This is a genomic window from Mucilaginibacter celer (assembly GCF_003576455.2).
Lineage (GTDB): Bacteria > Bacteroidota > Bacteroidia > Sphingobacteriales > Sphingobacteriaceae > Mucilaginibacter > Mucilaginibacter celer.
This window is the reverse complement of record NZ_CP032869.1, coordinates 6669357-6683387: the sequence shown is the minus strand read 5'-3', so window position 1 is coordinate 6683387 and position 14031 is coordinate 6669357. Positions and strand designations below refer to the sequence as shown.

Below are 14031 nucleotides of genomic sequence, written 5' to 3'. Positions count from 1 at the left end.
AATACACAATAACAATGAAATTAAAAACGCTCGTACTCTCTGCTGCATTCGCCGCATCGCTGGGTTTATTATTAAACAGCTGCACGCAAAATGGCGGCGACAAAAAAACTGATGGTAAAAAAACAGCCGCCGCTGCCAAAAAAGATTCGGCCGGGGTTGAAGCTGAAGATACCCTGAGCGTTAAAAAATCTCAATACCCTCCTATCGACAAAAAACTATACGACTCGTTGATGAAATTCAACGCGCATGGCGATACTACCGGAAGGTGGCCTGTAAAAAACACCCCCTACCCAATTGGCGGTGCCATTTTACCATTTAAGCGTGTGGTTGCTTACTACGGTAACCTGTACTCGAAAAAGATGGGTATTTTGGGCGAGCTGCCTCCAAACGAAATGCTGGCCAAACTTAAAGGCGAAGTAAAACACTGGGAAAAGGCGGATCCTAAAACTCCGGTACAACCGGCATTGCATTACATTGCCGTGGTTGCCCAGGGCGATGGCGGCAAAGACGGTAAATACCGTTACCGGATGCCATTTAAACAGATTGACAGCGTATTATCATTAGCCAAAAAAGCACATGCTATTGTGTTTTTAGATGTGCAGGTGGCCCTAAGCAATATCCGCGCTGAATTGCCATTGCTTGAAAAATACCTCGAACTGCCGCAGGTGCATTTCGGCATGGACCCTGAGTTTTCGATGAAAGACGGAACCAAACCTGGCAAAAAAATCGGCACTTATGATGCGGAGGACATTAACTATGTTTCAGACTATCTTACCAAAGTTGTTAAGAAAAACGGACTTCCGCCAAAAATTCTTGTAGTTCACCGTTTCACCAAAAAAATGGTCACCAACTACAAAAACATCAAACTACATCCCGAAATTCAGTTGGTGATGGATATGGACGGCTGGGGCGAACCTGATTTGAAAACCGGTACCTACCGCTACTTTATTAACCAGGAACCGGTACAGTTTACAGGCTTTAAACTGTTTTATAAAAATGACATTAAAAAAGCCCCTCACCACATGTTAACACCCGAGGAGGTTTTATCGAGATACAAACCATACCCGATTTATATTCAATATCAATAAGTTGGAAGTTTAAAGTTCTTAGTTGAAAGTCCCTGGCAAGTAATAATTATTATTTACCGGGGACTTTTTATTTTTAAAACGATATACTTGAAACCTAAATTCGACTTACAACTTCGAACTAAAGACTTAAGACTTAGAACTATGATAAAATGGGGTATAATAGGCTGCGGGCGCATAGCGCAAAGGTTTATGCAGGGCTTTGCTGCCGTTTCGGGTGTTGAGCTTGTAGCTTCATACTCGCGCCGTCCCGAAACTGTTGACACCTTTGTTGCTCAATATGGCGGCAAGGCCTGCCGCAGCGTTGACGAGCTATTGGCAAGCGATATCGATGCAGTTTATATTGCCACCCTGCCCGATAGCCATGCCGCTTACAGCATTGCCGCCCTTAAAGCAGGTAAACAAGTGCTTTGCGAAAAACCGGTTACCGTAAACCTTACCGAGTTGGACGAAGTGCTTGCTGTTGCCAAACAAACCGGTTTGTTGTTTATGGAAGGCATGAAACCACCGTTTTATCCCCTTTACACAAAACTTAAAGAATATTTAATAACCGACCCCATAGGACCGGTTGGCTACGTGCGTGCCGGATCGGCAGTGGCTGATTGCCCTCCCGATCATCCTAATTATAATTTCGACCTGATTGGCGGCAGCCTGATGGGCATTGCCATTTACGAAGCCTTTTTAGCATTGGATTGGCTCGGCCCCATGCAGGACATCCAAACCATGGGCCGCTTTGGCGAGACAGGGATTGATATGTTCGCCATTTTTCAAACCCTGCATCAAAATGGTTATGCCCAACTATATTGCGGTTTTGATATGCACGGTAAAGGCGATGCACTTATTATTGGCACACTTGGCAACGTAACCATCCATAAAAACTGGTGGAACCCGGCTAAAGCCACCATCAGCTATCTTGACGGACGGACAGTTACAATTGATGAACCTTTTACGGCCGGAGGCCTTAATTATGAGATCATCCATTTTTGTGAACTCATTAAACAGGGAAAAACAGAAAGCCCTGTCCTGCCGCATGAGCTATCGAGGCAGATGATAGGGATGATTGATAAGGCGAGGGCGCAAATTGGGTTGAAGTATCCGTCTGAATCAGAATTTACAGAATTTTAGAATTAGCGGAATATTTGTCTGAACCATGATTTATTAGATTAAAAGATTACCAGGATTTCGGGTAAACTAATCATAATCCTGGCTATCCCATAAATCCACCCAAATCATGGTTCAGACAAAACAATCCGAAATCAACCTACAGCTTATTTGAGTTAAGCACCGGGTTTTGGCTGGCGTTTACCTGGTAGGTATAGATAGCATTCTGCTCATCAACCTCTACAATACGATAACCTTTATAATTGGTACCCCAGTTGCCGCCTATGTGCGAATCGAAAAAATGTGGTAATTTTTCAGTGTAACGTACGCCATCCAGCAGATGATCGTGCCCGTGAAATACTGCTTTAACGTTTGGATAGGCGTGCAGCAGACTAATCGTCTCCGGGCAATCAACAAACACATCGTTTTTTGACCAATTGATTGGCGGGATGTGAAGTATCACAAAAATTATCTTTTTATCGATAAACTTATCAAGCGATGCTTTTATAAAAGCGTTGTTTGGGCAAACGTAGGTGCCTTTGGTATCGGCGGTGTTAGCCAGTATAAAAGCGATGTCGCCAAATTCAACCGTATATTTATCCTCGTATCCAAAAGCTTTTTGCCAGATTTGCGCATCCGCAAAATCATGATTGCCGGGGATGGTATGATAAGGCACGTTTAGTTTATCAAGATATTTTGTTTTGATTTCGGGCAGCAGATCGGGGCGGTTATGCACCAGATCGCCGTTTACGATCACAAAATCGAGGTGATTTTTGGCGTGATCTTCATTAAGCCATTTAACCATATTGCCGGTAAACTGTGCAAAATCAGTATCGGGCTGCCCATAGTGAATATCAGAGGCCAGGGCAAATCTCAGCTTCAGTTTTTTATCAGTGAAACGGCTATAGTGATTATTTTCATTGGCAAAAGTATTTACAGCCGGCAAAAGGCCTAAAGCTGCAACGCCGGTTAAGGCTTTTTCGATAAAATCGCGGCGTGTATTCATCTTATTTTTATCAAAACTACGTCATCAATATTAAGTTGAAGTTAACATCTGCTCAACAAATATCAGCTATTTTAATGTTATGAAAATAAGGTGACTTATTAATGATATTTAACCATTGGTATAAAATGCAATTTATTATATTCTTAATACGATATTAATATCACATGGGTAGTATTGAATCAAATCAATACTATATGAAAAACATTTATTTTAAAAGCGGCATACTTGCCGCAGTGCTTTCTATTGCCCTTACTTCGGGCTGTAAAAAAGATGTCGAACTGCAAAATGCAGGTACTCCGGTAAAAACCGGGCAAACCAAAGATGGCATCACGCCCTACAGCTTTAACTGGGAAACGGTTGACTTCATGCCAACTCCTGCGGGGCAATCACAGATTCCGCCACCATGGATAGGCCAGGGTAGCATTGCCTCTATTTACGATACCGACGTGCTAAACGATCATCGGGCAGCAGATGGCTGGCAACTGGTTTACAATACCTTTACTCCTAATGCTTCCGGACCATTAACAAACCCTTATTTTATGCTTTATAATAAGTATAGGGGATTGTTGCGCATTTACATGTACATCACTACAAACTTCGCTACCACTTCCGATTACCTGACCGACGGTATAAATGTTGTGTCGAATGTAAATTCATCGATGCTTAATTTCAATGGAGCTGATATTGTTGATGTATCTACCAATAAAAAATCATATATCCAGGTAGAACCCGCCCCCTCTGATGGTTCAAAACCGCTGGCCAGCAATAAATGGTACATGATGCAATATGAGTTCGCTTATGATCCGCAAATTGCCGGTTTAAATTACAATGATATGCGTTTAAGCTGGTTTACCAATTACAACAGCATCACTAATATTTCGCTGGGGGGTACACAAACCGGTACTTTAAATGGAACTATCGGTTCAGATGGATCGTCATCTTCGGGTATTTCGAGTGCGCTGGTAAACGGAGGGAAAGTACTTGGCACAGCCGCGCTATCAGCAATAGGAAGCAATTTTCTTGAAAAACAATCAAAACCAGACACCACCGACAATAATAAGCTGGGCTTACCAAGCAAGGTATTCACTTCTATAAAAAAGGGAGTTACCGCGGGTTTACAAGCTGCATCCGGCAATATACCTGGCGCTGTTGTGGGTATTTTAAGCGGCTTATTTGGCGGCAGCGGAGGCAGCACTCAGCAAACTGTTAGTTTAAACTTAAACAGCACCATTACATTGGGTGGTCCGGCTACATCATCCGGCTCATTCCCTTCAAGCCCTACCGCTGTATGGTTGCCGGGAACTCAAATTACCAGCGCCGCTCAAAATTACCTACCGCTTTACAATAATACATTAGGCGTATTTAACCTTAAAGGCGTTCCAACTATTAAATGCAACACCACAAACTTTCAGTCGTCGGTTGTTGTAAATGGCATAACCTACAACAGGTATTCAAACGAGTATACTGTTGATAATACAGTTTTCAATAATTTATTCATCACTAACCCTGCCATTATTAATAATAACAGCGATGGCGCAACCATTAAAAATTTACGTACCGAGGTGGTACTATTAAACCCTCAAACAGGCGACCCTAACCTCTATGGTTTTTATGGCACCAGCGAAACCATAGGCAACTACACCGCCCTTACCGGCCAGGTAGCCACCACACAATATACCGTTGAGCATGGCCAGCCATTTAATAACCTGGCAGCGGTACGTGTAATTTTTGATGTTGTGCCAAACAATGGTACTACGCCGCAAACGCTGGTGGTAAAATCATTCTTTGCTAACATTGTAACCACAACCACCATTGTGCCTCCTGCGGGCGGCGGGCATGGCGGTCATTAATACGCCATAACGCATTTAAATGTATGTTAAGCCATTTGCCTTGTGCAGATGGCTTAATTTGTTAAACAACAATGATCAGGAACTTTATTCTTGCTTTTATATTCATGGGGCTATCGGTTTTAATACCAAAAGTGGTAAAGGCCCAACAATTTAGCATTGGCTTCAGATCGGGCGTTGCTATAAATCATTTTAAGGCAGATCAGCACTTGCCCTTATCTGCCATAAAACCGGCAACCGGGTATTTTTTTTCATTACCTGCCGAATTGAAATTAAACAGATTTTTATTCTTTTCTACCGGTATCAGCCTTTTGCAAAAAAATTACTCAACCATACGCACGGGTTACTTATCCGGACTTTATCAGGATAATCATAATACCTACATGCAGGTGCCACTGATGCTTGGTGTGGAAAATAGGTTTAGTAAATTTAAGATAGCCTTAAGTGCAGGTGTATACAGCGGCTATTGGCTCCGGGCCAATATTAAAGGTCAAACATTAAACGTATTTGATATCGATATCCAACCCGACGAACAGGGGCAGTTGCAATCTTATTTCAGGAAAACTGCTTACAATGAGCATTACAAATTCAATAACACTAAAGATGAGCGTTATGAGTTGGGTTTACAATCGGAAGTTGGCCTCAATTACACTTTAAACAAAATTGATATCACGCTAACAGGAGCATATCAAAATGCCATAACCAATCAGCAAAAAAAATATATGATCAGCCAACCTGCAACACGTAATAACACCTTTATTGTAGCAATTGGCATTAAAACATCTTTTTAACATGAATTTGTTCCGCACATTAATTTTGCTGTTATCGGTGCTGTGTTTATCAACATGTAAAAAAACAAACGAAGTAGAAGTTAACAGTACACCAACCTCATTCAGGCAGGTTTTTGATAGCTACTGGCAGAACATGAACAGCCATTATGTTTATTGGGACAGAGATACAATTAACTGGGATAACGTTTATAAAAAATACGCACCGCTTTTTGATAATCTTTCCATAAACAACGTTGATGATAACCTGAAAGCGGCAGGTTATTTTAAACAAATTGCTGCCAATATTATTGATTGCCACTATTCCATCACGTTTCAAACCAGCCGGCTGCAAGGTACAGTGATCAATCCGGCGTTGGACCGAAAAATGAGATCGCCCGGTTTTCACTACCCATATTCTTTTTTAAAAGCTGATACCGGTTATCTTGATAAAGGTTACCAGGTAGGCTATTACACGGATCCGGAAAACTCCGACGACAATTTTTATATCACCTGGGGAAGTATCAAAAAAGATATTCTTTATTTCAATTGCGATAAGTTTCATTTGTTGAAATGTTATAACGCCACCAGCAATAAAGGCAGCGCCCCTGCTGTTTTAAAAAGCTTTTTAAACGTTTTAAATAATATGCCTGCCAATATAAAAGGAATTATTATTGATATAAGGGAAAATGGAGGAGGAGACATAGCCGATTTAAATTTTTTAGCCGGCCGGCTCACGGATAAACCTGTAATCTTCGGAAAAACACGTTATAAAAGCAACGCTGGCAGGCTCGATTATACGCCCTGGGTAAATGCTGTAGTTAGCCCTCAACCGGTTGGCAATTTTAAACAAAAACCTGTTGTTGTTTTAGCAGATAGTTTTTCGGCCTCATTATCCGAAGCGTTTGCAATGGCTGTACATGCCATGCCCAAAGGCCTTACCGTAGGCGAAACTACTTTTGGCGCAACCGGACCCATAAGCGATGAAGCGGGTTTTAACGGAGGGCCTTTTACTGTTAACGGATTTTTATCGGTAGCTGAAGCATCTGCGCAATTTTTGTATATCGACGGAAAAAATTATGAAAACACCGGTTTCCCTCCCGATGTACAGGTTGATTTTAATGCCGGGCAATTAAATAGCAATATCGATAAACAACTTGAAAAAGCTATCGAAATTTTAAGCCAATAAAAAGGCCGGGAAACAGCATTCCCCGGCCAGTTGTAACATTAAATTATTATTTATTTACCAGTAACTCCTGGTATTGCTTCGCCAACCTCATGCCCTGCAGCGGTTTTAAAATCAAAGCCAAGTAACTGAGCTATAGTTTGTGCCAGTTGCTTGTGATAAGTAGTTACTGTTGATTTCATTTCGCCCGAAGCCGGGGTATCGGGACCGATAACCGCAAACCAGGTTTGTTCTGAATTTGGGGTTCCGCTGCCGTGATCGTGCCAGTTTTTAAGCGGGGTGTCGCCGCGACCATGATCGCAGGTAATGATCAGCGTGGTCTTGTCTTTGTAAGTTGGTTCAGATTGGATATAATCCCAAAGCTGTTTGATAAAGCCGTCTTCCTGCTTAATACGATCAAGATAAAACTTATAGTTACCGGCATGTGCCATATCATCAGGCTCATCAAATGATACATACAATGCGCGGGGTTTGTACTGCACCATGTAGTTTTTGGCAAACTCGAAAGTCAAAAAATCGATTCGGGTTGAATCGCTTACATAACGAGGGGCTTCCAATTGCAGCTCGTTCAAGTGTTTCAAACGATCGTTCATACCGGCAACATCAAGCGGCATAAAACCAGCGTTAACTAAGATACCTGCACGTTTCGGGCTTAATATCTGGGTAAAGCGCTCCCACGATGCAAATGCTGCCACTTTTCCCTCAAAACCCTTTTGCTTGTTTAAAAACTCAAGCACATTCATGTTTGGGTTGTAGATGGCATCGTTTGTATTCATCCTTTTATCCGGGAAACCGGTGAAGATCTCGTTATAGCCGGGATATGAGAAATGGTAAGGATTAGCCACTTCATCTTTACTACCTATATCGCGGTTGCCATACAATTGCCCTTTTTCAACCAAGGTACTCCAAAAAAAAGGCATTAACAGTTTACGTCGATCAGCAGAAGCATCAGTCCAGAAATTCTTACGTACCTCATTTTTATCCTGGGTATCTTTTGAGTTGATGATAGCCGAATCTGCTCCGCGGAAAACTTCCTGCCAGCGCAAGCCATCAATAGTAACGATGACTACATTTTGTGTTTTGTGCTGGGCGTATAAAGCCGGCATGCACAATGCGAACAATGCAAATAAGATTACTTTTTTCATGGTGTTTATTTTTAATAATAAAGGCCCCTAAGCAATGGGGCCTTTATCAGATTAATTAAAACGTATAAGTTGATGTTATTTAAGGATCCACATTAACTGGAAAATATCATCGCTGCCAGCGTACTGGCTTTGCACCGCGGCGTTATAGTTAGCAGTGTTTGCGCTACGCTCGTTGGTTGGGTATTGAAACCTTAGTGGTATACCACCACTATCGGTGTTACCGGCACCTACACTAAAGGTTGGCACCCCGGTACGACGCCATTGATAATATGCCTCCAAACCTGAGTTACGGGCAAATGCAAGATATTTTTGAATTAATATCTGTTTCCAGCCATCAACATTATTGCCGGCATACTTAACTTTTTCCTGCCCATAATAATCGCTATAGCTAAAGTTAACATTGTAAGTTACGTCCTCGCCCAATAAACCACCATCTTTTTGGAAATAAACGGCATTGGCACCATCTTTAACACCATAGAAATCGAAATCAGCAAAAATGCCATTTTTGTACCATGTTTCGGCATCACCGGCAACCCAACCCTGGTTAATAGCTTCTGCAATATTGAAACACATTTCCGGATAGCTGATGATAAAAGTATTCTCGCCGGTAAGGGTTTCATAATAACGGTGGCGGCCGATAAGCGAAATCAGGTGCTTCCCAACCAATCCGGCCATAGCACTTTGATCCTGACTTGAAGCCCCGCCAACAAACGATTCAAAATCGGTATCTTCATGGTTAAGGCCTCTTGCAGGTTCAGCAACTTTCATTACCCTTAAATCCTTTAATGAAGCTAACAAGTTAACGTAAGTAGCTCCCATATTGTAACGGGTAGCGTCATTACCAAAATTGCGTGAACTGTTAGGATAAAAGGTAAACACGCCATCATAAATGTACTGAAGGTTGTCATTCATCGATGTCATGATAGGGTATTTAGCCGGATCGTTTAATATAGATGCAAATTGTCCTTTTACATTTAAATCAGCATCGCCGGTTTTTTTACTCAACGAAATCAGCACCCTTAAACGGTAAGTGTTAATTACTTTTTGCCATTTAGCAAGATCACCTTTGTAAAAGAAATCATATTTGCTATCAACAACATAAGTACCCTGTGTTATTTTATTCACCGCGATCATATCGGCCAGATCTTTATTGGCACTCTCCAGCAAAGCTAATGAGTTTACAAAAATCTGTTTCTGTGTATCATAAACGGGGGTGGTATTTTTTAAACCCTGCAATGCCTGGCTCATTGGCAAATCGCCAACCTTGAGGCTCATGTTCACAAAGTAAAATGCCCTGAAAAACTTACCCAGTGCGAGGTATGGCTTAGCTAATGTAGGCGTTAACACACCCGCCTCGTTTTCCATAGCCACCACGTTATTAAGCGGGGTATAATCTAACGATGCGCTGCCTGTCCAATACTTGTTATTACCGTAGTAAAAATAGTTACAGGCGGTGTATTGGTTTTCACGTTCATCCTGGCCAAATGCAGGCGCAAGCATGCTTGTTTCAATGTTTGGTAACAACAATGCCGGTGATAAACCCGAAATAGGAAGGTTTTTGTTTTGAACGGCACTGTCAAATTGCTTTTGACAACCCGATACCGAAGCGGCCAGGATTGCTAAAGAAGCTATTTTATATTTTAATGATTTCATTGTGCAATGTTTTATAGTTATTACTATTATGATAGCTTAGTAAACCACGTTAATGTTAAAGCCATAGCTTCTTACCGTAGGCGTTTGTAAACCAGATACACCAATAGTGTTGTTAAATTGGTCGCGGCCAGGATACTGGTCAACATCAATGTCTTTGTAGCCTTTCTTAAAGAAATAAAGCAGGTTACGGCCAACAAGCGAGAAATCAACTCTTGATAATGACAACTTCTTGGCTACGGACTGAGGAAGTGAATAACCGATAACAACTTCTCTTAACTTGGCGTAAGTTCTGCTGATAACAGTATGCTCGGCATCTGCATAGTATGTACTTACATAATCCTGAACAAACTCTACAGGAGTTCTGTTAGGGGTGAATTTTAATTGGTTATAATTGGCTATTTTACCAGTAATAGGATCATATTGAAGCTGAGGGCTACCGGCTGCAAACGTAACACCATCATGTCCTAACATTGGTGTACCATCAGGATTAACCGCACCTTTGAAAGTAGGGTCGCCCCAGTGTTGTGATTCGTACAAACGGGCAGCACCTATAATACCTTCGTCGGTAGCAGCGCCACGACCGCCCTGCATTAACTTGGTGTAAACCTGGTCTTGTATTTTACCGCCAACCATACCATCAAACTGGAATGAAAGCGAGAAGTTTTGATACCTGAATTTGTTATTGATACCCCAGCTAAAATCAGGATCTGAATTACCTAAAGGCTGAGTTTTTGGCAGGTATTTAACGTACCCTTTATCATCGTGAATAACTTTACCATCTGTTGTTTTAGCTTCGACATGACCAAAGATCTGGTCAACACGATCACCAACATGAAGGATCTGATCACCCTGAACAAGGCCTGTTTGTCCTGGAGCAAATGATGTATAAACCTCTTTGTAAGTACCAACGTTCAGCAAAACATCCCATTTAAATTTACCCGATACAACAGGTGCACCATTTACTGAAACCTCAAAACCGTTACGACGGGTTGTGATACCATTGGTAAGGAAGCTCTGGGCGCTACCGTTAGTTTCAGATAATGTTTGTGAAAATATACGCGGACCGTCTTTGTAAACAAAGTAAGTACCGCTTAAACCTAAACGATCTTTAAGAAAACGCATCTCCAAACCCCCTTCGTAGTTGGTACGTGTGCTTGGTTTTAATTTAGGATCGATAGCGTAAGTTGGAGCACTGGCGGCTGTTATATTACCATACGATGGAGCCAGAATATACGCTGGCGTGGTAGTAGTATATCCCGGACCTCCATAAGGTGTTTGATATTGTGCACCGTAGCCAAGCGGGTAACCTGCCGGACCAATATAGGCATTAGTACCACCATCTTTTACGTTGGCATAACTTCCTCTAAGTTTCAGGAAAGATATTACTTCAGGAAGTTTTACATAATCAGATACCGCTGAACTTAAGGCTACTGAAGGGTAGAAATAAGATTGGTTCTGTAGCGCCGACGATTTTTCGGTACGTCCTGTTGCTGACAGGGTAAAATAATTTTTGTAACCAATATCTACCGAAGCATAAGCACTTGTAGTGATCAGGTTTGAACCAAAGTTATACGCCTTTATCGGGTTTATCGAGTTTTGGAAAGTATAAACATCATGGATCAACAACTGATCCGTAGTGGTGAAGTTTGAGGTATACTTCAAATTACGTAAGGTACCACCGGCAAGGGCGTTGATCGAGATGCCTGAATGATCAATGTCGTTCAGGTTATATTTGATCAAGAGATCGGTATTGTTATCAAACAGGTCACGGCGATCTTCACGATAGTTACCATGGTTGTGCTCATCCCCATAAGGGTGCGCAGAGAAAGGTTCCTTTTCAGTACGCAACAGATTATAGGTGCTGATGTTTGAACGCAACATGATGTCGAGGTTTTTAGCCGGGGTATAGGTAAACGAGCCCCAGGCATAAACATCATTTTTGTACTGGCCTCTTAACCATTCGTACGATTGGAACCATGGGTTCTGGTAACGTTTGTATTCCACGAATTTTGACTGGATACCTTCTTTACCAGGCTGCCAATAATCACGCATATCGTCGATATTCCAATCAGCACCTGTCCATAGGTCGATACCATAAATAATACTGTTAGGGCCATAGCTTACATCAGGCACGTTGTTTGAGAACTGCCGGTTAAAGTTGATATTACCTTCAACTTTAAACTTTTTGCTAAGGTTGTAGCTGCCTAAGAGGTTAAAGTTGATGGTATTTAAACCAGTATTGGGCGTAATACCACGCTGATAACCATGCGAAACCGACATACGTACGTTTGATTTTTCGGACGATGACGAGATGGCGATATTGTTGCTGGTTAGCAAACCTGTTTGCAAAAAGCCTTCCAGGTTGTTAACACCACGTGCAACCCATGGAGTTGGCTTGATGTGGCCGGTAAAGGTCGAACCATCCTTAAAAGTGGTGGTATATGTTTTGGTAGGATCAAACTCGCCGTCATACTGAGGTAACATTAAACCGGCATTCAAGCGTGGGCCCCAAACGTCATAGTCGCCATCGTTAATACCACCGCCTGCACCATCGCCAAAAGCATACTTATCAAAATCACCGCCACCATAGTTATTTTGCACTTTAGGTATGGCAATAAAACCGCGGTTAAACTGGGTGCTTGAGTTAATTTCGATAGTAAAGCCTTTGGTATCGCTCTTAGCTCTTTTAGTAGTGATCAGAATAGCACCGTTAATACCACGGCTACCGTAAAGGGCGGCAGCTGTGGGGCCTTTTAATATAGTGTAGCTATCAATGTCATCGGCAGTGATATTTTGGGTATCTGTGGTAATTGGGATACCATCCACAACGTAAAAGTTAATAGGGGAACCACGTAATAACACTGTTGGGGCAGCAAGCAGCTCCTGGCTAATACCAACGTTTAAACCTGCTACTTTACCGGCCAGGCCGTTAATAGCATTAGGTTCGCGGGCTTTAACCATATCGGCACCTTTCACTTCCTGTACGGAGTAACCAATGCGTTTGGTTTCTTTCTTAATACCTAATGCGGTTACTACAACCTCATTAAGTACTTTATTTTCGGCTTTAAAATTAACGTTGTAAACGGTGCCGTTACCAACCGTTACGCTTTGCGGGGTATAACCAATGTATTTAAACACCAGTGTTTGCCCGCTTGAGGCATTAATACTATAATTACCGTTAACATCAGTTACTGTACCTAATTTGGTACCGCTAATGGTAACGCTTACACCAGGTAAAGGCAACTGAGCTTCGTCAGTAACCTTACCGGTAATTTTTGTTTGGGCCATTACTAAAGCTGGCACCAAACAAATAAACAATGCTGTAATTAGAATTGTTAATCGTTGGTAAAACTTAGTCATCTGCTAAAATTTAAGGGTGAGAAAAATGAGTTTTTCATACAGCAATACTAAACTTTGTTTATTATTAGTAAACCAATTTAGCGTTAAGGTATACTTAATTCGATGTTCACCCTATGTTAAGCAGGCGCTTTTTGTAACAAACTAATGATAGTTTGATTACAAAATCTTAACAGACAACTTTAGCTGTTTACCGTTTGCAGGTGGCTAAGCGCCATTTGTTTCAATTGAGCTATATTGTTTACCGGCACTTCCATCTCCTTGGCCATATCATCCCAGTAGCGCAGCCTTACAATCAGCTCAGCATCCGGATTCAGCTCAAAATCAGCAGCTTCTGCCTCGGTCATCACACCACCCTGAAACTCGAGTGTGGCCTTGCTGGCATCCGAAAGGCGGTTATAATATTCGGGGTATTTATAGGTGAGATATCTTTTGGCAATAACATGCCCCTGCACCAGGTTGGCAACCCTTTCCGAAAATCCGCGTTCCAACAGATAATCGGCACCAAGGCGTTCATGATCAACGTTGCCCATGCCGTCCATGCTACCCGCTTCCTCGGCATCGGCACACAGGTGACCGATATCATGAAAAAAAGCAGCTAATACAACTTCGTCATCATAACCTTCGGCTTCGGCCAGCGCTGCCGCCTGCGACATGTGCTCCAGCTGCGACACCGGTTCGCCAATATAATCGGCGTCACCAAATCGCTCATATAATGAAAAAACTTCCTCTACTACTGCCTTCGGGTTATATTGTGCTGGTGCCATGATTGTAAAAATTTAGATGCAAATAAAAAGGATACCTGTTATGGAAATATTAAATGTTTATGAAATGTACTGATAAGCAATAGTTTTAACTGTTTTACAAAAGCATCCCGCCAAAAA

General features: G+C 42.0%; 10 protein-coding genes. 5 read left to right on the top strand and 5 right to left on the bottom strand.

Translation table 11 applies throughout. The features are described 5' to 3' along the window. The first annotated feature begins 14 nt into the window (after positions 1-14). Together HYN43_RS27970 and HYN43_RS27965 are read left to right on the top strand one after the other, a co-directional pair. Positions 15-1088: a hypothetical protein gene (locus HYN43_RS27970; RefSeq protein ID WP_119407140.1), complete on the top strand. Its 1074-nt coding sequence runs from the start codon at positions 15-17 to the stop codon at positions 1086-1088. Positions 1089-1229: 141 nt separating this feature from the next. Then, positions 1230-2210 carry a Gfo/Idh/MocA family protein gene (locus tag HYN43_RS27965; protein ID WP_119407139.1) on the top strand — a complete coding sequence of 327 codons (981 nt, stop codon included), beginning with the start codon at positions 1230-1232 and terminating at the stop codon, positions 2208-2210. 136 nt (positions 2211-2346) lie between these two features. Here HYN43_RS27965 and HYN43_RS27960 read toward each other — a convergent pair whose 3' ends face one another. After that, positions 2347-3192 carry a metallophosphoesterase family protein gene (locus HYN43_RS27960; RefSeq protein WP_119407138.1) on the bottom strand — a complete coding sequence of 282 codons (846 nt, stop codon included), beginning with the start codon at positions 3190-3192 and terminating at the stop codon, positions 2347-2349. A gap of 194 nt (positions 3193-3386) precedes the next feature. Here HYN43_RS27960 and HYN43_RS27955 point away from each other — a divergent pair, with 194 nt between their 5' ends. From HYN43_RS27955 to HYN43_RS27945, 3 genes are all read left to right on the top strand, one after another. After that, positions 3387-5042: a hypothetical protein gene (locus tag HYN43_RS27955; RefSeq protein ID WP_119409162.1), complete on the top strand. Its 1656-nt coding sequence runs from the start codon at positions 3387-3389 to the stop codon at positions 5040-5042. A 71-nt stretch (positions 5043-5113) separates the two neighbouring features. Continuing rightward, a complete protein-coding gene (locus HYN43_RS27950; RefSeq protein WP_119407137.1) occupies positions 5114-5830 on the top strand; it encodes an outer membrane beta-barrel protein in 717 nt (238 codons plus the stop codon). 1 nt (position 5831) lies between these two features. After that, positions 5832-6995, top strand: coding sequence for a S41 family peptidase (locus HYN43_RS27945; RefSeq protein WP_119407136.1), 1164 nt, complete (start codon positions 5832-5834; stop codon positions 6993-6995). A 50-nt stretch (positions 6996-7045) separates the two neighbouring features. Here the strand turns inward: HYN43_RS27945 and HYN43_RS27940 are convergent, their stop codons facing one another. From HYN43_RS27940 to HYN43_RS27925, 4 genes are all read right to left on the bottom strand, one after another. Continuing rightward, positions 7046-8137 (bottom strand): alkaline phosphatase family protein, encoded by a 1092-nt coding sequence (locus HYN43_RS27940; protein ID WP_119407135.1) that lies wholly within the window; start codon positions 8135-8137, stop codon positions 7046-7048. Between the two features lie 75 nt (positions 8138-8212). Further along, positions 8213-9790, bottom strand: coding sequence for a SusD/RagB family nutrient-binding outer membrane lipoprotein (locus HYN43_RS27935; protein ID WP_119407134.1), 1578 nt, complete (start codon positions 9788-9790; stop codon positions 8213-8215). A 36-nt stretch (positions 9791-9826) separates the two neighbouring features. Next, the gene (locus HYN43_RS27930; RefSeq protein ID WP_205589839.1) at positions 9827-13078 is read right to left on the bottom strand and encodes a SusC/RagA family TonB-linked outer membrane protein; all 3252 of its coding nucleotides are present in this window, start codon (positions 13076-13078) and stop codon (positions 9827-9829) included. 251 nt (positions 13079-13329) lie between these two features. Then, a complete protein-coding gene (locus tag HYN43_RS27925; RefSeq protein ID WP_119407132.1) occupies positions 13330-13914 on the bottom strand; it encodes a phosphonate degradation HD-domain oxygenase in 585 nt (194 codons plus the stop codon). Positions 13915-14031 lie beyond the last annotated feature (117 nt).

Excerpts from the sequence above, each read along its gene's own strand:
- HYN43_RS27950 (WP_119407137.1), top strand. The coding sequence starts at position 5,114 with ATGATCAGGAACTTTATTCTTGCTTTTATATTCATGGGGCTATCGGTT.
- HYN43_RS27960 (WP_119407138.1), bottom strand. The coding sequence starts at position 3,192 with ATGAATACACGCCGCGATTTTATCGAAAAAGCCTTAACCGGCGTTGCA.
- HYN43_RS27945 (WP_119407136.1), top strand. The coding sequence starts at position 5,832 with ATGAATTTGTTCCGCACATTAATTTTGCTGTTATCGGTGCTGTGTTTA.
- HYN43_RS27925 (WP_119407132.1), bottom strand. The coding sequence starts at position 13,914 with ATGGCACCAGCACAATATAACCCGAAGGCAGTAGTAGAGGAAGTTTTT.
- HYN43_RS27935 (WP_119407134.1), bottom strand. The coding sequence starts at position 9,790 with ATGAAATCATTAAAATATAAAATAGCTTCTTTAGCAATCCTGGCCGCT.
- HYN43_RS27955 (WP_119409162.1), top strand. The coding sequence starts at position 3,387 with ATGAAAAACATTTATTTTAAAAGCGGCATACTTGCCGCAGTGCTTTCT.
- HYN43_RS27965 (WP_119407139.1), top strand. The coding sequence starts at position 1,230 with ATGATAAAATGGGGTATAATAGGCTGCGGGCGCATAGCGCAAAGGTTT.
- HYN43_RS27970 (WP_119407140.1), top strand. The coding sequence starts at position 15 with ATGAAATTAAAAACGCTCGTACTCTCTGCTGCATTCGCCGCATCGCTG.
- HYN43_RS27940 (WP_119407135.1), bottom strand. The coding sequence starts at position 8,137 with ATGAAAAAAGTAATCTTATTTGCATTGTTCGCATTGTGCATGCCGGCT.
- HYN43_RS27930 (WP_205589839.1), bottom strand. The coding sequence starts at position 13,078 with ATGGCCCAAACAAAAATTACCGGTAAGGTTACTGACGAAGCTCAGTTG.